This is a genomic window from Microbulbifer aggregans (assembly GCF_001750105.1).
In the GTDB taxonomy this organism is placed as follows: Bacteria; Pseudomonadota; Gammaproteobacteria; order Pseudomonadales; family Cellvibrionaceae; genus Microbulbifer; species Microbulbifer aggregans.
Map to the genome: position 1 here is coordinate 2,107,150 of NZ_CP014143.1, position 23,540 is coordinate 2,130,689.

Here is a 23,540-nt window from a genome sequence, read left to right on the forward strand (position 1 = left end):
TACAGTATGGATGCGGTAATATCCGCCCTTTGCGCGAGACGGAGGCGGGAACTCTCCGGCGTCAGAGAAGCACGGATAGCCAGATTGCGATGATCGCAAATGGACGGCCGTCAGGCCCAAGGTAGTTAATAAGAATGCGGACTTCTCCCTTAATTTTGCTGCTGCTCGCCCCGCTCATGGCCGGTTGCGAGTCGCTGCACTTCCCCTGGCAGAAATCGACTCCGGCAGTTATCGAGTCGGGGCCCCCTGCCGAAGCTGCCGCTGCCCGGGAGGCGGCCCAGCAGTGTCCACCGGTGCAAGAGGTGGTCTGTGCCGAGCCCGAGGTCAAAGTCGTCGAGCGCGTGATTGAACGAACTTATGAAAAAGTCGTCGAAGTGCCCGTCGCCAAGGACAAGCTGGTACTGGGCAGCGTGGAAACTGTGGCCATCGAGCCGGGCGGGTTGCTGCTCGAATCCCTAATCGACACCGGTGCCCCCACCTCATCCCTGAGTGTGACCGAGCTGAAACCGTTTGAGCGGGACGGCAAGGAATGGGTGCGCTTCAAAGTCGGTGCTGGTGACGAGGATGACGGCGTGTCCGTCGAGCTGCCGGTCAAGCGCTATGTGCGTGTGGCCCGGCCCGGCTTTGAGACCCAGCGGCGCCCAGTGGTGAACATGAGCCTGACTGTGGGTGACGTCACTCACATGGTGGAGGTGAACCTGACTGATCGCACCAGCCTCGACTACCGTCTGCTGGTGGGACGGAATTTCCTCAAGGATGCCGCCGTGGTCGACGTGAGCCGGCGCAAGGTACAGGGACAGCCACGGCCACCGCAGCCAAAATAACTACAGAAATTGATAACCGCGGGTGACGAGTGCAATCGTCCCCGCTTGCATATGGGGACTGGCGAATGTCGCCACGCGCTCAGGTATATATCCTTGCCGTGATACTCACCCTGATGGGTGCCGGCCTGACCATCTATAAAAACCGCGAACTGGGTTTCCCCCTGTTGCCGGGTGAATACCGCACCGTCTGGACCATTGAGGCCAAGGTGCGCTTCACGGCAGACGGCGGACCAGTCAAGGCGTCCCTCACGCTTCCCCGCGCACAGCGCAATATGGAAGTCCTCGGCGAGACCTTCAGCTCCTCGGGCTTTGGGTTCAATATTGTCAGCGACGATGATGAGTACCGCGCGGTATGGTCGCGCCGGTCGGCCTCTGGTAATCAGTCCCTGTTCTACCAGCTGGATGTTCACCAGACCCCGGGCGCACCACTGGAGCAGCCCCTCGACCTGAGCACCGAGGTGGAACAGCCTTTCCTGGGTGCCCGTGAGCAGGAGGCGGTGCGCCAGGCGATATACAGCCTGGTGGAAGGTGCGCGCGATCGCTCGGCAGACACCAGGACCTTTACCACGCAGCTTCTTACCGCGCTGAATGATCCCCGCAACCAGGACCGCAACCTGATCTTCGGTTACTTCAAGGACCGCACCCTGGTCGACGTGGCGCTGACAGTGCTGGCCGCAGCCGAGATCCCGGCCCACCGTATTCGCGGCCTCTACCTTGAGGACGACCGCCGGCGACTCGATCCGGAGGATCTGCTGGAGGTTTACGACGGGCGCCGCTGGGTGGTGTTTGAGCCCAATACCGGCAACCCCGGTGTACCCAGGAATTTCTTTATCTGGCAGCGGGGCGGCAAGAGCCTGCTGGACGTTGAGGGCGGGCGTAATTCCCGCGTGACCTTCTCTGTCATCTCCAATGATGTCCCGGCGCGGGACGTAGCCATGCTCAGCACCAGCAACGAGAAAGAGGCGCTGGTGGATTTCTCCATTTACAGCCTGCCCATTGAGCAGCAGAGCATTTTCAAGCTGATCCTGCTGGTGCCGGTGGGGGCACTGGTGGTGGTCTTGCTACGGGTTTTCGTGGGGCTGCGCACCTCGGGCACCTTTATGCCGGTGCTGCTGGCCATCGCCTTTATCGAGACGCGACTGTTTACCGGCCTGTCCATCTTTGTCCTGATTCTGGTGCTGGGCCTGTGGGTGCGTTTTTACCTCAGCAGGCTCAACCTGTTACTTGTGGCGAGGATCGCCGCTGTGGTGGTCACGGTGGTGATATTGATGGGGGCGATCAGTGTTGTCAGCTACAAGCTCGGTATCGAGCAGGCGCTGACGGTAACCTTCTTCCCGATGATTATTCTCGCCTGGACCATCGAGCGCATGTCGATTGTCTGGGAGGAGGACGGGCCCTATGAGGTCGTGGTCCAGGCCGGCGGCAGCCTGCTGGTGGCCGTGCTGGCCTGGTGGGTGATGACAAACCGTTTCGTTGAGCACTGGACGTTCAACTTCCCAGAGCTGCTGCTGGTGCTATTGGGCATTATCCTGATTGTGGGTAACTACACAGGCTATCGCCTCGGTGAGCTGATGCGGTTCCGCCAGCTGGTGCGCTAGATCCATGGGCAGGTTCAACTTCAACCAGTTCCTGGCCAAGTTACGGGGTGGCTTTGTTTCCCCGTTTGCCCTGCGCCGCCTCGGCGTGCTCGGGATGAACGCACGGAACGTGCACTACATTGCCCGTTACAACGACCGGGACCTGTATCCCATTGTCGATGACAAGCTCAATACCAAGAGGGCCGCAAGGCGCCACGGTATCCGCGTGCCAGAGTTGATTGCTGCGTTCGATAGCCAGCCGAGCCGGCGACGGGTGCTCGAGGTGATCGAGCCACTGTGGCAGTTCGTGATCAAGCCGGCTCGGGGTTCCGGGGGCAAGGGCATCCTGGTGGTGGTCGGTCGCGAGGGAGAGAATTACCTCAAGCCCTCTGGCGCGATGGTGACGAAAGAAGATGTCCTGCGCCATGTGAGCAACATCCACAGTGGCCTTTACAGTCTCGGCGGCAAGCCGGACCGGGTAATGGTCGAGGCGCTGGTGGATTTCGATCCGGTGTTCGACAAGTACTCTTTCGAGGGCGTGCCGGATATCCGTGTGATCGTGTTCCGCGGCTTCCCGGTGATGGCCATGTTGCGCTGTTCCACTCATTCGTCAGACGGTAAGGCCAACCTGCACCAAGGTGCGGTGGGCGTGGGCATCGACCTGGCGACAGGCAAGAGCTGCCATGCAGTACAGCGTGGATTGCGGATTAGCCGCCACCCGGACACGGAGATGCCCTTCGGTGAGCTTGTCGTGCCCGGCTGGCGTGATCTCCTGCGCCTCGCCTCCAGCTGTTACGAAATGACCGGCCTCGGCTACCTGGGTTGCGATATCGTGCTGGACCGCAAGCGTGGTCCGCTGCTGCTGGAGGCCAATGCGCGTCCGGGGCTGGCAATTCAGGTAGCGAATGGTGTGGGCCTGCGCACCCGTCTCAAGCATATTGAAGCCATGGATCTCGAGCAGTTGGAGAAGTCGGTGGAGGAGCGAGTGAACTACTCCATGCAGGAGTTTGCTGCGGTCCGCACTCTGGAGCAGAAGAGCGCCTGACAACGTCCCGTCGGCCGTTTCTTGAGGCACAAAAAAGGCGAGCCATTGGCTCGCCTTTTTCGTTTTACCCGGATCTGCCCGATCAGGCAGCAGTAGCCGGGGAAAGATGGAACTGCTCCATCATGATGGACAGGCGCTTGCGCTGCATCTTGAGGCTGTACTCCAGCTCCTTCACCCGCGTACGGATGGCGGCGCTTTCCCACTTGGCCAGCAGGCGCTCGCGGGCATTTTCATAGCGGCGGGATTGAAGCTCTTTCCACTCGCCGAGGGCGGCAGAAAATTCCTGCGCTTCTTTTTCCAGCAGTTCGCGCCAGCTGTCCTTGTGGCTGGACTGCTGAAGCTTCTGCTCCGCCCGCTTGAACTGCATGTCCAGCATGGCACGTTGAATGCGCATGGCGGGGACGGTCTTCAGGTTGCGGGCCAGGCCCACCCAGCTGGCAGTTTTGATCAGCCATTTGGTCGGATCCCACTGGTACCAGCGGATACCGTTGCGGTAATCGGTCTGAAAAATGTGATGGTAGTTGTGGTAACCCTCGCCGAAGGTGAAGAACGCCAGCAGGTCATTGTCACGGGCTGTGTTCTCATCGGTGTAGGGGCGGCGGCCCCAGATGTGGGCGAGAGAGTTGATAAAGAAGGTGGTGTGGTGGTTGACCACAATCCGCAGGACGCCCGCCAGCAGCAGCATACCGATGATGTCCCCGGCCCAGATGCCGAGCAGCAGCGGCAGGCCAAGATTCATCGCCAGGGTGACCGGGATGTAGTGGTTGTGCTGGAACATCACGATCTTATCCCGCTGCAGGTCCTTGGCATTGTCAAAGTCTACTTTGCCACTGGGGTAATCGCGCAGCATCCAACCGATATGTGAGAACCAGAAACCGCGATTGGCGGAATAGGGGTCGTGATCGTTGTCGTCCACGTGGCGGTGGTGGCGGCGGTGTCCGGAGGACCAGATCAGGATGGAGTTCTGCAGCGCTGCGGCACCGAAAAGGGCAAACAGCCAGCGCAGGGACCAGTGTGCTTCATACGTCCGGTGGGACCAGAGTCGATGGTAGCCGGCGGTGATGGAAAGGCCACACAGCGCGCCGTAAACGGCAAAAGCTGCCCAGGCCTGCCACTGGTATCCGTGCATGATTCCATAGAGGGGAACCAGGATCAGTGCTGCCAGGGCGGTGGCGGAGAACAGAATGGTAGTGACCCAGATTCTCGGGGCCTCGGAAACTGTATTCATCTTACAACCTTGTTTGTGCGCAACAGCGGTCAGGCGGCTCCCTCGTGAGCCCGGCCGGAACTCTCTCCGGCAACCCAGCGCGTAACTTCCACTGCTGGCCTGATCCTAACCGATCGGCACCAGTATGGCACCCCGTTCCGGCGCCAACAGTACTGATGTTGGGTTACTGGTCACAAGTGCGAGCTTTTGGTGCGCAGGGGAGGAGTTTTGTGCCGACATGGTTCACGAAGCTCCCCTGAGTGCCGCCGGAAATGATCGAGCGATGAGCTTGTCATCGCCTCCTGAGAGCTAAGCCGTGCTCGCAGGCCCCGTCAGACGGGCGTTTGCGGTTGTTTTGCAAACTTGGCATGAGCGTTGCAATTACTCTGACGTGGGTCGAAAGACCCGCGCTCCGGGAAACCCTCACGGGGTTATGGCGAACCGCCGGCGCAAGCTGGCAACAAGTTTATAACGCTGCGTGACTTCCCGTTTTCTCTCATCATCGCTGATTCAGGCCCCGCATTGCGGGGCCTTTTTTTTACTGCGTCCGCGACGGCGTGCACTGCCTGTGGTGACTGTGGAATCTCCGCTGGGTGTCGCAGGACTCTTTCCCCGGCGCCGCTTTAGTGCTTCACTTAAGGTGACAGCCAATTGCCGGCTCAACAATGACTATAAGTGGCACTCGTGTCTGAGCTCACTCCCGATCAAGTTACCGACGCCCCCTTGCAGCTGGCCACTCCGGACGAGTTGGACCAGCTGGACGCTGAGCAGTTACGCAGCCAGGTCCAGTACCTGCAGCGGCTGTTGCTGGACGTGGATTCCGGTTACTTCGAATGGCACCCTCAGTCTGGGCATTGCCGTGCGGAAGGGGCTGTCTGGTCTCCCTTTGATGCCGATGCGGTTCGTGCGCTGGCTGGCCTTTTCACCGGAGACGCACTGGCGCTGGTGCATTCCGATGACCGGGATCGCCTGCGGGTTCTGCGGCAGAGGCTGGATGGGCCCGGTGGGTTGGCGGATGCCACATTCCGCGCATATGACAGCAGTGGCCGCATGCGTTGGCTGCGAATCTGGGCCCGCTCTTTCGAGACGCAGGGGCGCGACGGAGAACAGCTGCATTTTGTCCTCGGCGGTTGTGCCGACTATACAGAATCCCTTGCCGGCCGAGATGCCTCGAGTCTGCCTGCTGAACGTGCCTTGCAGGCACTGGCCGGCGTCGGCGACGGCCTGTGGGAGTGGGATCTGCGGGCGGACGAGGTGCTGTTCGACGACGCCTGCTGGGCGCTGATCGGTTTCGAGACCAGCCCCCTGGATGGCGACAGTCGTAGCTCCCTGGCGCAATGGAAGCGGCGCATGCTGCCGGAGGATTACGACCGGGTCTCCCAGGCCATGCAGGACGCCGTGCGCGAACGAATCCCCCTCGATGTCGAGTACCGTCTCTGGCATCGCGATGGCGGTATTGTCTGGCTTCGCTGTCGCGGTCGGCTCCAGTGCAATCGCAAGGATGAACCGCTGCGGTTATTGGGAACCCTGCAGGACGTGACCGGCAGTCGCGAGACCTTTTCCCGGGTGGAGAGGGAGCTGGAGAGCTTGCGCGGTGAAAATGAGCACCGAGCCGGCCTGTTGTTCAGCCTTAGTCACGAACTCCGCACGCCGCTCAACGCCATTCTCGGCTACAGCCAGATGGTTGAGCTGGATCACACCCTCAATACCGATCAACGGCAGCGGCTGGGGGAGATCCGTCGCGCGGGCCAGCATTTGCTTCACCTCGTCGGGGATGTTCAGGAGTTGGCCAGAATCGATACCAATCGGGTGGCGCCGGCAATGGAAGCGGTGCAGCCGGCCAGCCTGGTCAGCGACTGCAAGCGGCTGCTTGAGCCGTTGGCCGAGACGCGCAAGGTCTCGCTCATATTCGAGCCGTTGGGCTGGGAATCCGCCTATATCCGCGTTGATCCGGTCCGTTTCAAGCAGGTCGTGCTCAACCTGGCCGGTAACGCCGTGAAGTACAACCAGGAGGGCGGCCGGGTTGTGATCAACTTCGCCCCCCAGTCCGAGGGCTGGCTGCGTCTTTCTATTCTCGATACCGGCAAGGGTATACCCGAGGAGCGGCGAGCAGAGGTATTTGAGCCGTTCAACCGTCTCGGGGCCGAGAAGAGCCAGATCGAGGGCACAGGAGTGGGTTTGGCAATTGCCAAGCGCCTGACGGAGGCCATGGGTGGGCGTATTGACTTCGACAGCCACGAGGACCAGGGGTCGGTATTCTGGATCGAGTTCCCCATGATCGATGCGCCCGGTGATGTGCTGAGGCTGCGCCCGGAGCCGGGCAGCGAAACGGTGTTCCCGGAATGTAATTTGCTGGTGGTGGAAAACAGGCCCGCCCTGCTGGCGCGGTTACGGGGGATGTTGGCGGGTGCGCCGCAGGTGAAGCTGCTGGTCGCTGCAGATGCCGTCGAGGCAATTTTCATTGCCCGCAGTCAGGCGGTCGATGCCGTACTTTTTGATAACTCTTTACCGGGAATGTCGGCGGCTGACCTGTCTGGAATTTTCTCCCGGGATCCGCGTACTGAGGGTGTGCGGCTTATCGAGATTGGTGGTGGGGGCAGCGATCCGGTGGACGCGGCATTGCCAGCGGAATACGGCCCGGGCGAGCTGGCCCGGGCCATGGAGGTGGCCGGCGCGGCCACCTAGAGCGGGCTGCGCCGATTTGGAGCAGCAAAAAACTGGTGTCAGCGAATGTTGCCGAGGTTCTTGCCCACGATCTGCAGCAGCGGCTTGAACACCTTGGGAGTGCCGCAGACCAGGTTGCCGGAATCCAGGTATCCCTCGCCGCCGCGGAAGTCACTGATCAGTCCGCCTGCCTCCCGCACCAGCAAGGTGCCGGCGGCGATATCCCACTCGTTCAGGTACATTTCCCAGAAACCGTCAAAGCGGCCGGCAGCCACGTAGGCCAAGTCCAGAGCCGCGGCGCCCGGACGGCGAATACCGGCGGTCTGGCCAGCAATTTCCTTCAGGGCGGCCAGGTAGGGGTCGATGTTTTCCAGTGCCGGGCCGTTGAAAGGAATTCCGGTACCGATCAGGGCGCCGCGCATGCCCTGGCGTGGGGACACACGAATGCGACGGCCGTTCAGGGCTGCGCCACGTCCGCGGCTGGCGGTAAATTCTTCGCGCTTGATCGGGTCCAGCACCACGGCGTGCTCGATGCGGCCGCGGTAGCGACAGGCGATGGAAATACAGAACTGCGGCACGCCATGGATAAAGTTGGTAGTCCCGTCGAGAGGGTCGATGATCCACTCGTAATCGGGTTCGGCGCCCTCGAGAATGCCGCTCTCTTCAGCGCGAATGCTGTGCTTGGGGTAGGCTTTGCGCAGGTGGTAGATGATTTCCTGCTCGCTGGCGCGATCCACCTCAGTGACGAAATCGTTACGACCCTTTTCCTCGAGCTTGGCGAGGTCGCTGCGCTCCCAGGCTCGCTCGATCAGTTCTCCGGCCTTGCGCGCCGCGCGCAGGGCAATATTCAGCATGGGTTCCATAGCTAAGTCCGCACTGTGTGGTGTCAAAGGTTAAAAAGCGGGAGGCGCATCGACCTCCGGGCACCGGGCTCGCCGGGCGACGCGGATTGTAGGGATTCCTGTGCAATTTTGCTACACTCGCGCGCCGTTTCAGAAGTGTAGGGTGTTTGTGCGGCGCACATCCACCGGACAACCCGGAATTCACCAGATGGCCCAGTCCCCAATGTCCGCTCTCGACAATATTCGCATCGTGCTGGTCAACAGCGCTCACCCCGGCAATATCGGTGGCGCCGCTCGCGCCCTGAAGAATATGGGTCTGAGTCAGTTATACCTGGTCGCACCGCGGGAATTCCCCGCCGCCAATGCCATCTGGCGTGCGGCTGGTGCTGCCGACCTGCTGGAGACTGCCGTTGTGGTGGACACTCTGGAGGAGGCCGTCGCGGACTGTGCACTGGTGGTGGCCACCAGTGCCCGTGAACGCCGGATTCCCTGGCCGCTGCTGACACCGCGGGAATGCGGGCAGCGAGCCGTGGCCGAGGCGCCTTCCCACCCGGTGGCCCTGGTGTTCGGGCGTGAGGATCGCGGTCTCACCAATGAAGAGCTGCAGGCGTGCAACTTCCACGTCCATATTCCCGCGAACCCGGAATACAGTTCCCTGAATCTGGCCACTGCCGTGCAGGTGCTGGCTTACGAGGTGCGCATGGCCGCCCTGGAGGCGGAGCAGGGGGCGCCGGTCAGTTATGCCGACTGGGACCGTCCGCCGGCCAAGGCCAGCGATATGGAGCTTTACTTCGAGCACCTGCAGCAGGCGCTGGGCGAGCTCGGCTTCATCGATCCGGACAATCCCCGTCAGACCATGACCCGACTGCGTCGACTGTTCAGTCGCGTGCGCCCCGACGATATGGAGCTGGGTATTCTGCGGGGCATGCTGACCGCGATTCAGAACTACATTCACCGGACTGGTGGAAAAGGTCGCCCGGATTCCTGATGCTGCGCCCAATACCCGAGCGCAGCGCCCGGTTATATACTTGACTGTGTTGGTGGGTTATTCCATACTCGCGCCCGTTCTTAGGGGCTGTCCATCAGTCGGGAGCTGAAATGCGTTTAACAACCAAGGGCCGCTACGCGGTCACAGCAATGCTGGATCTAGCACTGCATGCCGGGCAGGGCCCGATCAGTCTGGCGGATATTTCCAAGCGCCAGGGCATTTCCCTTTCCTATCTGGAGCAGCTCTTTTCCCGGCTGCGGCAGTCCGGCCTGGTCTCCAGTGTGCGTGGACCGGGCGGTGGATACCGACTGGCGCGGGACGGTGCAGAGATTTTTGTGGCCCAGATCGTCGATGCGGTCAATGAATCCGTTGATGCCACCAGTTGTGGCGGTAACAGCGATTGCGCCGGTGGTGAGCAGTGCCTCACCCATTACCTGTGGTGCGATTTGAGTGCCCAGATTCACAGCTTCCTCAGTGGTATCAGCCTGGCGGACCTAGTGGCTCGAGCCGAAGTGCAGGAAGTGGCCCGCCGCCAGGATATGCGCGAGGCGGTGAAAGAAGAGACAGTGGCGGTGCTGGGCGGTCTGTAAACCGGCATCGACAGAAACAGAGCACGAATGAGCAACAGTTTAGTGCGCGGAGAGATTTGAATATGAAGCTTCCCATTTACCTGGACTATTCTGCTACCTGCCCGGTCGACCCGCGCGTGGCCAAGAAAATGGCGGAGCAGCTGACGATGGAGGGTAACTTCGGTAACCCCGCCTCCCGCTCTCATTTGTTCGGCTGGAAAGCTGAAGAAGCGGTGGAAGATGCACGTCGTCATGTGGCTGAGCTGGTAAATGCCGACCCGCGTGAGATTGTCTGGACCAGCGGTGCCACCGAGTCCGACAACCTGGCCATTAAGGGTGCAGCCCACTTCTATCAGGGTAAGGGCAAGCACATCATCACCTCCAAGATCGAACACAAGGCGGTGCTGGATACCTGCCGTCAGCTGGAGCGTGAAGGCTTCGAAGTGACCTACCTGAATCCGCGCCAGGACGGCATCGTCTACCCGGAACAGGTGGAAGAAGCGATGCGCGATGACACCATCGTCGTCAGCCTGATGCATGTAAACAACGAGATCGGCGTAATTAACGATATCGCCGCGATCGGGGAACTCTGTCGCGCACGCAAAGTAATTTTCCATGTGGATGCCGCCCAGAGCGCTGGCCGGTTGCCGATCGACCTGGCGGAGATGAAGGTGGACCTCATGTCCTTCTCCGCCCACAAGATGTATGGCCCCAAGGGCATTGGTGCGCTGTATGTACGCCGCAAGCCGCGGGTGCGTCTGGAAGCACAGATGCACGGCGGTGGTCACGAGCGTGGTATGCGCTCTGGTACCCTGGCGACGCATCAGATCGTCGGCATGGGTGAGGCCGCCCGTCTCGTGAAGGAAGAGATGGCGGCGGAAAGCAAGCGTATCCTCGCCCTGCGCGATCGCTTCTGGGACAAGATCAAGGATATGGAAGAGGTGCACGTGAACGGCTCTTGGGAGCAACGCGTGGCTGGCATCCTCAACGTGAGCTTTGCTTTCGTGGAGGGCGAGAGCCTGATCATGTCGCTGAAGAACCTGGCGATCTCTTCCGGTTCTGCCTGTACCTCCGCGAGCCTTGAGCCGAGCTATGTATTGCGCGCCCTGGGCGTAAATGACGAGCTGGCGCACAGCTCACTGCGCTTCAGCTTCGGTCGCTTTACTACCGAGCAGGACGTAGATACCGCCGCTGCGGAAGTCCGCAGTGCTGTAGAAAAACTGCGCGAGCTGTCTCCGCTTTGGGATATGTACAAAGACGGTATTGACCTGAACAGCATCGAGTGGGCCGCCCACTAAGCGCACCAGCAAGAGTTAGGAGAAAAGTCATGGCCTATAGCGACAAAGTTATCGATCACTACGAACACCCCCGTAACGTCGGCCGTATGGACGACGAGGCGGACAATGTGGGTACCGGTATGGTCGGTGCTCCCGCCTGTGGTGACGTGATGCGCCTGCAGATCCAGGTCAACGAAGACGGCGTGATCGAGGATGCGAAATTCAAAACCTACGGTTGTGGTTCCGCAATCGCTTCCAGCTCACTGCTGACCGAGTGGGTGAAGGGCAAGACCATCGACGAGGCGGAACAGATCAAGAACACCGCAATCGCCGAGGAACTGGCCCTGCCGCCGGTGAAAATCCACTGTTCAGTGCTGGCCGAGGACGCCATCAAGGCAGCGGTGCGCAATATCCGCGAAAAGCGCGGGCAGGCGGTGAAGGAAGAAGCAGCCGAGTAAGCAGTAAGGCAGAACGATGGCAATTACCATGACGGCCGCGGCACAGGAACATGTGGCGCGCCAGCTGACCAAGCGCGGAAAAGGTATCGGTATCCGGGTGGGTGTGCGCACCGCCGGATGCTCCGGCATGGCCTATGTGCTTGAATTCGTCGACGAAGCGAACGCTGAAGACGAAGTGTTTGAGCAGGGGGGCGTCAAGCTGGTGGTGGACCCGAAAAGCCTTGTGTACCTCGACGGAACAGAACTGGATTTCGTCAAAGAGGGCCTTAACGAGGGTTTCGCGTTCAACAACCCCAATGTAAAAAACGAGTGCGGTTGCGGCGAAAGCTTCCACGTTTGAGGCAGCCGCTGTGCGAACGGGGCCGGCTGCTTCCCTGCAGGCCGGCCTTTTTCTTTGGGTGAAACAAAGGCGCTCCGTGAAATGAATCTCATGGGTGCGAGGCAGATTGATCCAGGGTTGGTCGAGAGGGCAGGTATGTCAGAACAGCAGACCTATTTCGATATTTTCGGTCTCAAGCCCGCATTCGAGGTGGATCGCGCGGCCCTGGCCCAGCGTTATCGCGAGTTGCAGCAAGAGTTTCACCCGGACAAGTACGCCTCCAAGTCCTCCCGCGAGCAGATGCTGGCGATGCAGTATGCAACGCGAATCAATGAGGCCCACACGACCCTGAAGGATCCGGTGCAGCGTGCCGGCTATCTGCTGAAACTGGCCGGCGTCGAAGTGAGTCCTGAGCAGACTACTGCCGATGCCGAGTTTCTGATGCAGCAGATGATGTTGCGCGAACAGCTCGAGGAAGTGCGCGAAGCGGCAGAGCCCGCCGCGGCGCTGGACGATCTCGCCGATGAGGTGAGCGGCCTGTACCGGAGTGAACAACAGACGTTTGCCGGTGCCTTCACGGATGGTCGGCTCGAAGAGGCAAAAAACTCCCTGCTCAAGCTGCAGTTCCTGGCGAAGTTGCAGCGGCAGGTGGAAGAACTGGAAGAAGATCTACTGGACTGACGATGGCATTACTGCAGATTTCCGAACCTGGCCAGACCCCTGAGCCCCACCAGCGCAAGCGTGCGGTGGGTATCGACCTGGGCACCACCAATTCACTGGTGGCGACAGTGCGCAGTGGTTCCGCAGAGGCAATCGCTGCGACCGAGGGCGGTGTGATCCTGCCGTCTGCAGTCCACTACAGCTCAGAGGGCGTGACCGTCGGTGCCGAGGCCCGCGTCCGGGCCGGCAGCGACCCCTACAACACCATGCTCTCGATCAAGCGGTTGATGGGCCGCGGGATTGCCGATGTAAAAAGCTTCGGCGACCAGCTCCCTTACCGCTTTGCGGAAACTGATGGCGGTATGCCGCACATCGAAACTGCTGCCGGCAACGTGAACCCGGTGCAGGTTTCTGCCGAGATCCTCAGGGTGCTGGCGCAGCGTGGCAGTGAGGCACTGGGCGGAGACCTGGATGGCGCCGTGATTACTGTGCCGGCCTATTTCGACGATGCGCAGCGCCAGGCGACCAAGGACGCCGCGCGTCTCGCCGGTCTGCATGTGCTGCGCCTGTTGAACGAGCCCACTGCAGCCGCCGTAGCCTATGGTCTGGATCGTGGCGAAGAGGGCCTCATCGCCGTGTACGATCTGGGCGGCGGTACCTTCGATATTTCCATCCTGCGGCTGTCCAGAGGGGTGTTCGAGGTGTTGTCCACCGGTGGCGATACTGCCCTCGGCGGCGATGACTTTGATCGCGCCATCGCCAGCTGGATCGCCGAGCAGGCCGGACTGGGCACTGACCTCGATGTCACCACCCAGCGAGCGCTGCTCGACGCGGCCTGTAGCGCCAAGGAGCAGCTGGCCCACGAGGAGTCCGTAAGCGTGAGCCACGGTGACTGGCGTGGCACGCTTGATCGCGCGACGATGGCCGCGATCCTCGACCCGCTGATCGACAAGACCCTGCGCGCCTGCAAGCGGGCGTTGCGAGACGCCGACCTGGGTGTCGATGAGGTCGGTGAGGTGGTGCTGGTGGGCGGATCCACCCGCACCCTGCGCGTGCGCGAACGCGTGGAAGAATTCTTTGGCCGCAAGCCCCACGCAGAAATCGACCCGGACCAGGTGGTTGCCATCGGTGCCGCCCTGCAGGCGGACGTGCTGGTGGGCAACAAGTCCGGTGATGACCTGTTGCTGTTGGATGTGATTCCGCTGTCACTGGGTATCGAAACGATGGGTGGCCTCACCGAAAAGCTGATTCCGCGCAATACCACCATTCCCGTGGCCAAGGCGCAGGAGTTCACCACATTCAAAGACGGCCAGACCGCAATGGCCATTCACGTGGTACAGGGTGAGCGGGAGCTGGTGCAGGACTGCCGATCCCTGGCGCGCTTCGAGTTGCGTGGCATTCCGCCGATGGTGGCCGGTGCCGCCCATATCCGGGTGACGTTCCAGGTGGATGCGGACGGCCTGCTGTCGGTGACTGCGATGGAGAAGAGCAGTGGCGTCAGCGCTGATATCACCGTCAAGCCCTCCTATGGCCTGGAGGACGAGGATATTACCCGGATGCTGCGGGACTCCTATAGCCATGCCGAGGAGGACGTGGCCGCTCGGGCCCTGCGCGAGGCGCAGGTGGAGGCGGAGCGCGCACTGGAATCCCTGCTGGCGGCGCTGCAGGAAAACGGCGCCGAGCTGTTGAGCGAGAAAGAGCTGGATGCCATAGAGCGGGCGATGGAGGCCCTGCGTCTCGCCCACAATGGCGGCGATGCGGAGGAGATCCACCAGCGCATCGAGGCGCTCAATGAGATCTCGGAGCCCTTCGCTGCTCGCCGGATGGATGCTTCCATCCGCAGAGCCATGCAGGGGCATACCCTGGACGAATTTGATCAATAACGGGTGGTTCCGCGCCCAACTGGGCAACAGGAATCGCCGCTGGCGCCGCGATGAGCGCCAGCAACTTTGAGACCATAGCGAGTTGGAAGCCCATGCCTAAAATCGTATTTCTACCCCACGCCGAAATCTGCCCCGAGGGCAAGGTGATCGAAGTGGAAAGTGGCGTGAGTGTCTGTGATGCGGCACTGGAACACGGCATCGAGATCGAGCACGCCTGTGAAAAATCCTGTGCCTGTACCACCTGTCACGTGATCGTACGCGAGGGCTTCGATTCACTGGGTGAACCGGACGAGCTGGAAGAGGACCTGCTGGACAAGGCCTGGGGCCTGGAGCCCGAATCGCGCCTGTCCTGTCAGGCCATCGTGGATGATGAGGACCTGGTGGTCGAAATCCCCAAATACACCATCAATCAGGTTTCGGAAAAACACTGACGGAGCAGTCAGCGTCGTCGCCAAGCGGAGAGCAACGGATGAAGTGGACCGACATCAACGACATTGCCATTGAGCTGGTAGATGCCCACCCGGACGTGGATCCCCTGCAGGTCAACTTTGTCGACCTGCGCAACTGGGTGATCGAGTTGCCCGGCTTCGATGACGAGCCGGATCGCTGTGGCGAGAAGATCCTCGAGGCGATTCAGGCCGCCTGGATCGAAGAAGCGGACTGACCGGTAAGTTCTGGCAGTGAAATTCTGCCAAGCGGGGCGCTAGTTGGAGTACAAAACTCGAACAATTCCCCGTATAATCCGCCCGCCGCAGCTGGCGGTGATCGCTTTTCGCACAGTTGCGCCAAGCGAAAGAAACAGGAATTCAGGGAAGAGCAACTGCGGTTGCTCTTTCTGTATGTAAATTGCTAACACTGAAATTGGAGAAAATCATGGCCCTGGAGCGCACTCTTTCCATCATCAAGCCGGACGCGGTAGCCAAGAACGTTATTGGCGAAATCGAAAGCCGTTTCGAAAAAGCCGGCCTGCGTATTGTTGCCATGAAAATGCTGCACCTGTCCCGCGAGAAGGCCGAAGGCTTTTACGCCGAGCACAAAGAGCGTCCGTTCTTTAAGGATCTGGTCGACTTCATGACTTCCGGTCCGGTTGTGGTTCAGGTTCTGGAAGGCGAAGATGCCATCAAGGCCAACCGTGACCTGATGGGTGCCACCAACCCGCAGGAAGCTGAAGCTGGCACCATCCGCGCTGACTTTGCCCAGAGCATCGACGCCAATGCCGTACACGGCTCTGACTCCGCGGCTTCCGCTGAGCGCGAAGTGAGCTACTTCTTTGCAGACGACGAGATCTGCCCGCGCGCCTGATTCGCGCCTCCTCGCGCCGGCCGCCCGGTCGGCGCAGACTCTCCCCGAGGTGATTCCATGACTGCGAGCCAAACCGAAAAAGTGAACCTGCTGGGCCTGTCGTTGGACAAGCTGGCGGCTTTCTTTGACTCACTGGGCGAAAAGCGTTTTCGCGCAGTGCAGGTACTCAAGTGGATTCACCAGAGCGGGGTTGATGACTTCGAGCAGATGACCAATGTCAGCAAGGCATTGCGTCAGAAGCTGGCGGACTTGGCCGAGATCCGTGCGCCCAAAGTGCTGGAGCAGTGGGACTCCGCCGATGGCACCCGCAAGTGGTTGATCGAAGTCGCAGGTGGCAATGCCATCGAGACTGTCTACATCCCCGACGGCGACCGCGGCACGCTTTGTGTCTCCTCCCAGGTGGGCTGCTCCCTCGACTGCAGCTTCTGTGCAACCGGCAAGCAGGGTTTCAACCGTGATCTGACCGCGGCCGAGATCATCGGCCAGGTCTGGATTGCCTGTAAATCCTTTGGCCAGCTGGAGCCCAAGGGGCCGCGCAAAGTCACCAACGTGGTGATGATGGGTATGGGCGAGCCGCTGCTCAACTTCGATAACGTAGTCGACGCGATGAACCTGATGATGGAGGACAATGCCTACGGCATTTCCAAGCGTCGCGTGACCCTGAGCACCTCCGGGGTGGTTCCGGCCCTGGATCGCCTGGCCGATGTGACTGACGTGAGCCTGGCGATCTCTCTGCACGCGCCCAACGATGAACTGCGTAACGAGCTGGTGCCGATCAACAAGAAATACCCGATCGCCATGCTGCTGGACAGCGCCAAGCGCTACATCGAGCGCATGCCCGACACCCACCGCAAGATGACCATTGAGTACACCTTGATGCGGGAGGTCAACGATCGGCCGGAGCACGCCGAGCAGCTGGCTGAACTGTTACGCGATGTGCCAGTCAAGATAAATCTGATACCCTTCAATCCGTTTGAACTGTCCGACTATCAGCGTGTGAGCAACAACGCTTTGCGACGCTTTCAGCAGATTTTGTTGGACAAAGGGTTTACGGTAACCGTGCGCACCACCCGCGGCGACGATATCGCGGCGGCCTGCGGCCAGTTGGCTGGCAGTGTCAACGACCGCACACGCCGTTCCGAGCGTTACCGCAATGCCGAGCGTCCGGTCCGGATAGTCGGCTAGCGTGTTCCCGGCCGGCATGTGATTGCCGGCCGGCCAACGGCGCATCGCCGGGGTGTGCTCCCAGAAAAATAAAAGGTGATGTAGTGTTGGCGAAATCCCTCTCCCTGCCACTGGCAGGCTTACTTCTCAGCGTGCTGCTGACTGGCTGCGTGACCACGGGTTTACCGGAGCGTCAGGAAGTCAATCTGGACCAGGCGGTAAAGACCCACGTGCAGTTGGGTTTGCGCTACCTGCAGACCGGTGAAAACCGGGATCTCGCCCGCTACCACTTCAACAAGGCGCTGGAGCTCGGCAAGCGCAATCCCGATGCCCATCACGGTCTGGCCATGCTGTACCAGGTGGATGGGGAACTGGACGTTGCTGAGGAACATTTCCGCAAGGCGCTGCGTTACGGCGATGACTTTTCCATGGCCCAGACCAATTACGGTGTCTTCCTCTATCGTCAGGGACGGTATGAGGACGCGCTGGAGCAGTTCGAGAAGGCCTCCAGCGACCTCACTTACAATCGCCGCTCCTACGCGCTGACCAATTACGGCCGCGCGGCCGTTCAGCTCGGTAAAACCGAGGAGGCGGAGCGCGCTTTCACCCGTGCCCTGGCACTCAATGAAAACCTGCCGCAGCCGTTGCTGGAGCTGGCAGAGATGAAATACGAAGCCGGTGCCTACGCTCAGGCCAAGCAGTATCTGGACCGTTACAGCGAAAAGCACCGGCAGGTGCCTCAGTCACTCTGGCTGGGTATCCGTATCGAGAAAATCTTTGGTAACCGGGACAAGGAGCGGAGCTACGCCCTGGCCCTGCGAAACCTGTATCCCTATTCAGCGGAAGCGCTGGAATATAAGAAGATGATGGCCAATGACGGATAACGTAGTCGAAAACGCGCAAGCGTCCGCGCAAAGTGCCGCGGTCCGTGACGAACACCTTTCGCCGGGGGCCCAGCTCCGAGAAGCCCGTGAAGCCGCCGGGCTGACGCTCGATGAGCTCTCGGCCCGCCTGCGGATGACCGGCAATAAACTGGAGTTGCTGGAGCGGGATGAATACGACCGCCTTCCCAGTGCCCTCTACGTTCGCGGTTATATCCGCAATGCCTGCAAGGAGCTGGCTGTCGATCCCGAGCCGGTGCTGAAAGCCTTTTCTGGCTACAGCGCTGCCGAAGAGGAGAGTCGGGCGATCATCGAGCATGTGAGCAAGGGGCCCGTCATCGACGAGGGTGGCAAGGGCGGCCACGGTGTTCTGGCGCTGGTGGCCCTGGTGGTTGTTGCCGGGGCTTTCTGGTGGTTCCAGGGGCGCGATTTGGGTGTATCGTCGATTGATGTCGATTCTCTTACTGCAGAGCGCCCGGTCGAGGAGACCGTTGCAGACAGCACTGTGGATGACTCCTTTGCTGGTGAGTTTTCTGAGCCTGCGGCGACAGCAGCCGCGGTGCCTGCGGAGCCCGTTACCGCGGCTGCTCCGGAGACTTTTGAATCTGTCTCTACAGATGAGGAGGGCGGCTCCCTGGAGTCTGTGCCGCAATCTTTTGCTGCCCAGAGTGAGGAGATTGGTCTCGCTTCGGTAGAGCCCAGTGGCGAAACCGCGATCGAGGAGACCGCTGCCGAGACCGCTGTTGCCGAGAAGCCCGAGCCCGTTACTGCGACAGCCGCAAGCGGGGCAGCGCTGGAGACCGCAGTTGAGCCGGTTGCAGCAGTAGAGCCCGCGGCGGCGCCGGTGACCACCGGCTCCGTCGAGACACTGGAGCTCAGCTTCGCCCAGGAGGCCTGGGTAGAGGCCAAGGATGCGTCTGGCAGTGTGCTGCTGGCCAAGCTGCAACCTGAGGGTTCCGTGGTTGTGCTGGAGGGGCAGCCGCCGTTCAGCCTGATGCTGGGCAATGCAGCGGCTACCGAAGTCCGCTTCCGTGGCCAAGTCATTCCCAGTGACCCCATCGGCGGCCGCCGTACCCGTCGCATGACAGTGGGCGAGTAAACCCCTCGCGGACGGTGTCATGCCGGCCGCTTTGTCATCCCCGGAACCCCAAGCTGCCTGTTCACTAGCTAGGATGGGCAGTCACGCGTGCGCTGATGCTGATTTGTGCGCTCGGCACCTTTATAATTCCCCCTCGATTTTTCACTCTGCGAAACCGTCAGGTCAGACCTATGCAATTTGAGTCACCCATCGTTCGCCGCGTATCCCGCCAGATTATGGTGGGCAATGTGCCTGTTGGTGGCGGGGCGCCCATTTCGGTGCAGAGCATGACCAACACCGAGACCTGTGATGTCGAGGCCACCGTTGGCCAGATTCGGCGTTTGCAGGATGCCGGGGCCGATATCGTGCGGGTCTCCGTACCCACCATGGAGGCGGCCGAAGCATTTGGTGAGATCAAGAAGCAGGTAGAGGTACCGCTGGTTGCGGATATCCACTTCGATTACCGCATCGCCCTGCGGGTGGCGGATCTGGGAGTGGACTGCCTGCGTATCAACCCGGGTAATATCGGCCGTGAGCACCGTATTCGCGCCGTGGTGGACAAGGCCCGGGACCTGAATATCCCGATCCGGATCGGCGTCAACGCGGGTTCACTGGAAAAAGACCTGCAGAAGAAATACGGCGAGCCGACCCCGGATGCCCTGGTGGAGTCCGCTCTGCGTCACGTCGAAATTCTGGATGGCCTGGACTTTCACAACTTCAAAGTCAGCGTAAAGGCCTCTGATATCTTCATGGCCACCGCGGCTTACCGGAAGCTGGCCCAGTTGATTGAGCAGCCCCTGCACTTGGGTATCACCGAGGCCGGGGGCCTGCGTTCGGGCACCGTGAAGTCCGCAATCGGCCTCGGTGCGCTACTGCTGGATGGCATCGGCGATACTCTGCGGGTCTCCCTCGCCGCCGATCCGGTGGAAGAGGTGAAGGTGGGCTGGGATCTACTCAAGAGCCTGCGCCTGCGCACCAAGGGGATCAACTTTATCGCTTGTCCCAGCTGCTCGCGTCAGAACTTCGACGTGGTGAAGACCATGAACGAGCTGGAGACGCGCCTCGAAGATGTGACCACGCCGCTGGATGTGGCGGTCATCGGTTGCATCGTCAATGGCCCGGGTGAGGCCAAAGAGGCGGATGTCGGTCTCGCCGGTGGCACACCCAGCCATGCGATTTATGTGGACGGTAAGCCCAGCCATAAGCTGAAAAATGACAACCTGGTGGATGACCTGGAGCGCCTGATTCGCGAAAAGGCTGCCGCCAAGGCGGAGCAAGAGGCGGATATCATCGCCAAGGCCTGACCATCCTCAGGAGGGGCGTTGGGTGCTGACGGGGCTTTTGCGGGACATGCCGTGAATCCGTCCCTGGAGGCTTGTCGACCGGGTCCCTCCGGCCGACAGTCCCGCAAAAACCCCAACAGCACCCATCAGAGTCTTGTCGGTGTCGACGCCCTTCAACCCGGAAACTGATTGAGTTAAGTAAGGACAAACCTTGAAACAGCTTCGCGCAATTCGCGGCATGAACGACCTGCTGCCGGGCCAGTCCCCGGTGTGGCAGTACGTGGAGAGTACGGTCAGTGAGCTTTTCGCCCGCTACGGCTACAGCGAGATCCGTATGCCCCTGCTGGAGGTCACCCAGCTTTTCAGCCGCGCCGTCGGTGAGGCCACCGACATCGTCGAGAAGGAGATGTACACCTTCGAGGACAAGAGTGGTGACAGCGTCACCCTGCGCCCCGAGGGCACTGCCGGTGCGGTGCGCGCAGTGATGCAGAACGGGCTGCTGGCGACCCCGCAGCGGCTCTGGTACTTCGGCCCCATGTTCCGCTACGAGCGCCCCCAAAAGGGCCGTCTGCGCCAGTTCCACCAGTTTGGTGTCGAGGTGTTCGGTATCGAGGGACCGGATGTCGATGCCGAGATCCTCATTATGACCGCGCGCCTGTGGAAGCAGCTGGGGATCGCCGAGCACGTCACCCTGCAGCTCAACTCGCTTGGCAACAGCGCCAGCCGTGCCGCTTACCGCGATGCGCTGGTGAGCTACCTGAGCGAGCGCAAGGATCAGCTTGACGAGGACAGCCAGCGCCGCCTGGAGCGTAACCCGCTGCGGATTCTCGACAGCAAAAACGCCCAGACCCAGGAACTGCTGGTCGATGCGCCCTGTCTACTGGATTTCCTGGACGAAGAGTCTGCAGCGCATTTCGCCAGCCTGCGTGAGATGCTGGACGCCGCCGGAGTCCAGTACACGATCAATCCGCGGCTGGTGCGTGGTCTGGATTACTACGGCAAGACCGTGTTCGAGTGGGTGACCGACAGTCTCGGAGCCCAAGGCACTGTCTGCGCCGGTGGCCGCTACGACGGCCTCGTCGAGCAGCTGGGTGGCAAGCCCACTCCGGCAGTGGGCTTCGGGCTCGGGGTCGAGCGCCTGGTACTGATGCTGGAAACCCTCGAAGCTCTGCCGGAAGGACTGGATCAACCGGTGGATGCGTACCTGGTGGCCGTCGGTGATGTACAATCGGCGGCTTTGGCTGCGGCGGAGAAAATCCGCGATGAGCTGCCCTGGTTGCGGTTACAGACCCATTGTGGCGGTGGCAGTTTCAAGAGCCAGATGAAAAAGGCCGACAAGAGCAACGCGGACTTTGCCCTCATCATTGGTGAGGACGAGGCGGCGGCAGGGCAGGTGACCGTAAAATTCCTGCGTGCCGAGCAGCCGCAGCAGACCGTTGCCGTGGCCGAATTGCCCGCGCTGCTGCAAGGCTAGCCGCGGAGCGACAGAAGACAGAAGTAAGTATCGGGAGTGGCCCAGGGCCGCTCCACGGGAAGTATCAAGAATTGACAGGAAAGGCGAATTGACCAATGGCTGATCATTTGACCGAAGAAGAACAATTAGAATCGTTGAAGCGCTGGTGGGCGGAAAACGGCCGTGGCATCGTCACCGGCGTGGTCCTGGCACTGGCCGGTTACTTTGGTTTCCAGTGGTGGCAGGGCGCCGAGCGCGACCAGGTCGAGGCTTCCTCTGACCTGTACCAGGGCTTTGTCGAAGCGGTAAGCGCGAACGAGGGCCAGCCGGACAACAAGCAGTTGACCACGGCGAAGAGCCTCGCCCAGCAGTTGAAAGAGGAGTACGCGAGCCGTATCTACGCCAGCCAGGCGGCACTGCGCCTTGCGGCTCTGGCGGCCGGCGATAACGATCTGGAGTCTGCCGAGAAGGAGCTGCAGTGGGTACTGGATAACAGCAAAGAGGAATCCCTCAAGCTGCTTGCCACTCGCCGCCTGGCCTCTGTACTCGCCGCGCGCGGCAAGCCCGATGAGGCTCTGAAGCTTCTGGAAGGCGATGTACCCGCAGCTTTTGCGGCCCTGTTCGCTGAGACCCGTGGCGATATCCTGCTGCAGAAAGGCGACGAAAGCGCGGCCCACGAGGCCTACCAGCAGGCCCTGGCCAAGCTGACGGCGGAGCAGGCGGGCGGTGCCCAGTTGCTGCGCCTGAAGGCCGAGGGTGTAGCGCCAGCAAAGACTGAGGCAAGTGCAGCGGAAGAGCCTGCACAGGAAGAGCCGGCACAGGAGAGTGACGAGCAATGAAAGCCATTTCACGCACCCTGACCAGAGCGGTCGTGGTGGCACTGGCGGCAGCGATCGCCGCCTGCGCTTCCAACGATGAGAAAAAAGAAGACACGGACCCCGTCGAGCTTGTGGATATCAATGCCACTGTGGAGCTGCGTGAAGTCTGGTCGGAAAACATCGGCGATATCGACACCAAACGTTACGCCATGCTGCAGCCCGCTATCGGTGCAGGCAGGATTGTTGCTGCCAGCAGTGACGGCGAGGTACAGGCACTGGACCGTGCCACCGGTCGCCGGCAGTGGAAAGTGGACCTCGACGTGCCCATCAGTGGCGGCGTCGGCGTTGGGCTCAACCTTGCTGTCGTATCCGATTACCGCGGCCGTGTAGTGGCTCTCGATCTGAACGATGGCAGTGAACTCTGGAGCCACCAGCTCACCAGTGAAGTGGTGGCGGCGCCGGCCGTCGGTGCCGGTGTGGTTGTTGTGCAGTCGGTGGACGGCAAGCTGGTTGGGCTCGATGCAACCGATGGCACCGAACGCTGGAGCCACAGCACGACGCTTCCGGTACTGACCCTGCGTGGCACGGCAGCGCCGGTGATCACCGCCGGCCTGGTATTCGCCGGTCTGGATAACGGCAAACTGATCGCCCTCGACGCCCGCGATGGTATTCCTCGCTGGGAGCAGCGGGTGGCCATTCCGCAGGGCTCCGCCGAACTGGAGCGCGTTGTGGATATCGACGGCTCCCCGGTGGTACGCGGCGACCTGGTGTTCGCCGCCAGCTATCAAGGGCGCGTCGTGGCCCTGTCCCGTGAGGACGGCCGGGGCCTGTGGGCCCGGGATGCCTCCACCCACCACAGCGTGGCCGTGGGTGCGGGCAATGTATACTTGAGCGATGCCGGTGGCAGCGTATATGCCTACAATGTGGGCAGTGGCCAGATCGTCTGGAGCAACAATGATCTGCTGCGCCGGGAGCTGAGCGGCCCTGCCTACTTCGGTGATGTGCTGGTCGTGGGCGATCTGGAAGGCTACCTACACGCCATCGACCCGACGACCGGCCAGATCATCGGCCGTGAGCAGATTGACGGCGATCCGGTACGGATTCCGATGGTTGTAGATGGCGACCTGCTCTTTGCCCTGTCTGATGACGGAGAGCTCGTTGCCCTGCGCCTCGAGCGTCGCCAATAAAATCGAAACGGGCGGAGCTGGCCTCCGCCCGCCGCGCCACTCATGCGCGGAGACGTTGTAC

At 61.1% G+C, this 23,540-nt stretch carries 23 protein-coding genes; 21 read left to right on the forward strand and 2 right to left on the reverse strand.

Going from position 1 to position 23,540, the window contains the following annotated elements; all coding sequences use genetic code 11:
• The first annotated feature begins 134 nt into the window (after positions 1–134).
• The 3 genes from AUP74_RS09065 (at position 135) to AUP74_RS09075 (ending at position 3,446) form a co-directional block, all read left to right on the forward strand.
• Complete coding sequence (locus AUP74_RS09065) at positions 135–824, forward strand: ATP-dependent zinc protease family protein (protein WP_083260896.1); 690 nt, start codon at positions 135–137, stop codon at positions 822–824.
• A gap of 65 nt (positions 825–889) precedes the next feature.
• Entirely contained in the window at positions 890–2,422 is a 1,533-nt protein-coding gene (locus AUP74_RS09070) for a UUP1 family membrane protein (RefSeq protein ID WP_069947297.1), read from the forward strand.
• Positions 2,423–2,426: 4 nt separating this feature from the next.
• A complete protein-coding gene (locus AUP74_RS09075; RefSeq protein WP_069947298.1) occupies positions 2,427–3,446 on the forward strand; it encodes an alpha-L-glutamate ligase-like protein in 1,020 nt (339 codons plus the stop codon).
• Between the two features lie 82 nt (positions 3,447–3,528).
• Here the strand turns inward: AUP74_RS09075 and AUP74_RS09080 are convergent, their stop codons facing one another.
• Positions 3,529–4,674 (reverse strand): acyl-CoA desaturase, encoded by a 1,146-nt coding sequence (locus AUP74_RS09080; protein ID WP_069947299.1) that lies wholly within the window; start codon positions 4,672–4,674, stop codon positions 3,529–3,531.
• A gap of 663 nt (positions 4,675–5,337) precedes the next feature.
• Here AUP74_RS09080 and AUP74_RS09085 point away from each other — a divergent pair.
• On the forward strand, positions 5,338–7,338 hold the full coding sequence (locus tag AUP74_RS09085) for an ATP-binding response regulator (RefSeq protein WP_083261108.1): 2,001 nt from the start codon (positions 5,338–5,340) through the stop codon (positions 7,336–7,338).
• Positions 7,339–7,376: 38 nt separating this feature from the next.
• Here the strand turns inward: AUP74_RS09085 and AUP74_RS09090 are convergent, their stop codons facing one another.
• Positions 7,377–8,180, reverse strand: coding sequence for an inositol monophosphatase family protein (locus tag AUP74_RS09090; RefSeq protein WP_069947300.1), 804 nt, complete (start codon positions 8,178–8,180; stop codon positions 7,377–7,379).
• A 187-nt stretch (positions 8,181–8,367) separates the two neighbouring features.
• On the opposite strand from AUP74_RS09090, the gene trmJ reads away from it, so the two are divergent.
• The 17 genes from trmJ (at position 8,368) to bamB (ending at position 23,479) form a co-directional block, all read left to right on the forward strand.
• On the forward strand, positions 8,368–9,147 hold the full coding sequence (trmJ, locus tag AUP74_RS09095; protein WP_069947301.1) for a tRNA (cytosine(32)/uridine(32)-2'-O)-methyltransferase TrmJ: 780 nt from the start codon (positions 8,368–8,370) through the stop codon (positions 9,145–9,147).
• Between the two features lie 110 nt (positions 9,148–9,257).
• Entirely contained in the window at positions 9,258–9,737 is a 480-nt protein-coding gene (gene iscR / locus AUP74_RS09100) for a Fe-S cluster assembly transcriptional regulator IscR (RefSeq protein WP_069947302.1), read from the forward strand.
• A 62-nt stretch (positions 9,738–9,799) separates the two neighbouring features.
• On the forward strand, positions 9,800–11,014 hold the full coding sequence (locus AUP74_RS09105) for an IscS subfamily cysteine desulfurase (protein ID WP_069947303.1): 1,215 nt from the start codon (positions 9,800–9,802) through the stop codon (positions 11,012–11,014).
• Positions 11,015–11,043: 29 nt separating this feature from the next.
• Positions 11,044–11,451 (forward strand): Fe-S cluster assembly scaffold IscU, encoded by a 408-nt coding sequence (gene iscU / locus AUP74_RS09110; protein ID WP_069947304.1) that lies wholly within the window; start codon positions 11,044–11,046, stop codon positions 11,449–11,451.
• A 16-nt stretch (positions 11,452–11,467) separates the two neighbouring features.
• On the forward strand, positions 11,468–11,791 hold the full coding sequence (gene iscA, locus AUP74_RS09115; RefSeq protein ID WP_069947305.1) for an iron-sulfur cluster assembly protein IscA: 324 nt from the start codon (positions 11,468–11,470) through the stop codon (positions 11,789–11,791).
• Positions 11,792–11,926: 135 nt separating this feature from the next.
• On the forward strand, positions 11,927–12,451 hold the full coding sequence (gene hscB / locus AUP74_RS09120) for a Fe-S protein assembly co-chaperone HscB (protein ID WP_069947306.1): 525 nt from the start codon (positions 11,927–11,929) through the stop codon (positions 12,449–12,451).
• Positions 12,452–12,453: 2 nt separating this feature from the next.
• Positions 12,454–14,313, forward strand: a complete 1,860-nt coding sequence (gene hscA, locus AUP74_RS09125; protein WP_069947307.1) for a Fe-S protein assembly chaperone HscA — start codon at positions 12,454–12,456, stop codon at positions 14,311–14,313.
• A gap of 92 nt (positions 14,314–14,405) precedes the next feature.
• Positions 14,406–14,744, forward strand: coding sequence for an ISC system 2Fe-2S type ferredoxin (gene fdx / locus AUP74_RS09130; RefSeq protein WP_069948795.1), 339 nt, complete (start codon positions 14,406–14,408; stop codon positions 14,742–14,744).
• A gap of 38 nt (positions 14,745–14,782) precedes the next feature.
• Complete coding sequence (iscX, locus tag AUP74_RS09135) at positions 14,783–14,977, forward strand: Fe-S cluster assembly protein IscX (protein ID WP_069947308.1); 195 nt, start codon at positions 14,783–14,785, stop codon at positions 14,975–14,977.
• Positions 14,978–15,186: 209 nt separating this feature from the next.
• Positions 15,187–15,615 (forward strand): nucleoside-diphosphate kinase, encoded by a 429-nt coding sequence (gene ndk, locus AUP74_RS09140; protein ID WP_069947309.1) that lies wholly within the window; start codon positions 15,187–15,189, stop codon positions 15,613–15,615.
• 57 nt (positions 15,616–15,672) lie between these two features.
• Positions 15,673–16,800, forward strand: coding sequence for a dual-specificity RNA methyltransferase RlmN (gene rlmN / locus AUP74_RS09145; protein WP_069947310.1), 1,128 nt, complete (start codon positions 15,673–15,675; stop codon positions 16,798–16,800).
• Between the two features lie 83 nt (positions 16,801–16,883).
• On the forward strand, positions 16,884–17,663 hold the full coding sequence (gene pilW, locus AUP74_RS09150; RefSeq protein WP_226999746.1) for a type IV pilus biogenesis/stability protein PilW: 780 nt from the start codon (positions 16,884–16,886) through the stop codon (positions 17,661–17,663).
• Positions 17,653–18,759, forward strand: coding sequence for a helix-turn-helix domain-containing protein (locus AUP74_RS09155; protein WP_069947311.1), 1,107 nt, complete (start codon positions 17,653–17,655; stop codon positions 18,757–18,759). Before pilW ends, AUP74_RS09155 begins: the two co-directional genes overlap by 11 nt.
• Before the next feature lie 170 nt (positions 18,760–18,929).
• On the forward strand, positions 18,930–20,042 hold the full coding sequence (ispG, locus tag AUP74_RS09160) for a flavodoxin-dependent (E)-4-hydroxy-3-methylbut-2-enyl-diphosphate synthase (protein ID WP_069947312.1): 1,113 nt from the start codon (positions 18,930–18,932) through the stop codon (positions 20,040–20,042).
• Positions 20,043–20,232: 190 nt separating this feature from the next.
• The gene (gene hisS, locus AUP74_RS09165; protein ID WP_083260898.1) at positions 20,233–21,495 is read left to right on the forward strand and encodes a histidine--tRNA ligase; all 1,263 of its coding nucleotides are present in this window, start codon (positions 20,233–20,235) and stop codon (positions 21,493–21,495) included.
• Between the two features lie 95 nt (positions 21,496–21,590).
• Complete coding sequence (locus tag AUP74_RS09170) at positions 21,591–22,313, forward strand: YfgM family protein (RefSeq protein WP_069947314.1); 723 nt, start codon at positions 21,591–21,593, stop codon at positions 22,311–22,313.
• Positions 22,310–23,479, forward strand: coding sequence for an outer membrane protein assembly factor BamB (gene bamB, locus AUP74_RS09175; RefSeq protein ID WP_069947315.1), 1,170 nt, complete (start codon positions 22,310–22,312; stop codon positions 23,477–23,479). The genes AUP74_RS09170 and bamB overlap by 4 nt, the downstream gene beginning before the upstream one ends.
• Positions 23,480–23,540: the final 61 nt, after the last annotated feature.

Bases quoted from the DNA above. Each gene is read 5' to 3' on its own strand.
- AUP74_RS09105 (WP_069947303.1), top strand. From the start codon at position 9,800: ATGAAGCTTCCCATTTACCTGGACTATTCTGCTACCTGCCCGGTCGAC.
- AUP74_RS09090 (WP_069947300.1), bottom strand. From the start codon at position 8,180: ATGGAACCCATGCTGAATATTGCCCTGCGCGCGGCGCGCAAGGCCGGA.
- iscU (WP_069947304.1), top strand. From the start codon at position 11,044: ATGGCCTATAGCGACAAAGTTATCGATCACTACGAACACCCCCGTAAC.
- AUP74_RS09170 (WP_069947314.1), top strand. From the start codon at position 21,591: ATGGCTGATCATTTGACCGAAGAAGAACAATTAGAATCGTTGAAGCGC.
- AUP74_RS09075 (WP_069947298.1), top strand. From the start codon at position 2,427: ATGGGCAGGTTCAACTTCAACCAGTTCCTGGCCAAGTTACGGGGTGGC.
- fdx (WP_069948795.1), top strand. From the start codon at position 14,406: ATGCCTAAAATCGTATTTCTACCCCACGCCGAAATCTGCCCCGAGGGC.
- ndk (WP_069947309.1), top strand. From the start codon at position 15,187: ATGGCCCTGGAGCGCACTCTTTCCATCATCAAGCCGGACGCGGTAGCC.
- hscA (WP_069947307.1), top strand. From the start codon at position 12,454: ATGGCATTACTGCAGATTTCCGAACCTGGCCAGACCCCTGAGCCCCAC.
- iscX (WP_069947308.1), top strand. From the start codon at position 14,783: ATGAAGTGGACCGACATCAACGACATTGCCATTGAGCTGGTAGATGCC.
- iscA (WP_069947305.1), top strand. From the start codon at position 11,468: ATGGCAATTACCATGACGGCCGCGGCACAGGAACATGTGGCGCGCCAG.
- AUP74_RS09080 (WP_069947299.1), bottom strand. From the start codon at position 4,674: ATGAATACAGTTTCCGAGGCCCCGAGAATCTGGGTCACTACCATTCTG.
- AUP74_RS09155 (WP_069947311.1), top strand. From the start codon at position 17,653: ATGACGGATAACGTAGTCGAAAACGCGCAAGCGTCCGCGCAAAGTGCC.
- rlmN (WP_069947310.1), top strand. From the start codon at position 15,673: ATGACTGCGAGCCAAACCGAAAAAGTGAACCTGCTGGGCCTGTCGTTG.
- AUP74_RS09065 (WP_083260896.1), top strand. From the start codon at position 135: ATGCGGACTTCTCCCTTAATTTTGCTGCTGCTCGCCCCGCTCATGGCC.
- ispG (WP_069947312.1), top strand. From the start codon at position 18,930: ATGCAATTTGAGTCACCCATCGTTCGCCGCGTATCCCGCCAGATTATG.
- AUP74_RS09070 (WP_069947297.1), top strand. From the start codon at position 890: ATGTCGCCACGCGCTCAGGTATATATCCTTGCCGTGATACTCACCCTG.
- hscB (WP_069947306.1), top strand. From the start codon at position 11,927: ATGTCAGAACAGCAGACCTATTTCGATATTTTCGGTCTCAAGCCCGCA.
- iscR (WP_069947302.1), top strand. From the start codon at position 9,258: ATGCGTTTAACAACCAAGGGCCGCTACGCGGTCACAGCAATGCTGGAT.
- bamB (WP_069947315.1), top strand. From the start codon at position 22,310: ATGAAAGCCATTTCACGCACCCTGACCAGAGCGGTCGTGGTGGCACTG.
- trmJ (WP_069947301.1), top strand. From the start codon at position 8,368: ATGGCCCAGTCCCCAATGTCCGCTCTCGACAATATTCGCATCGTGCTG.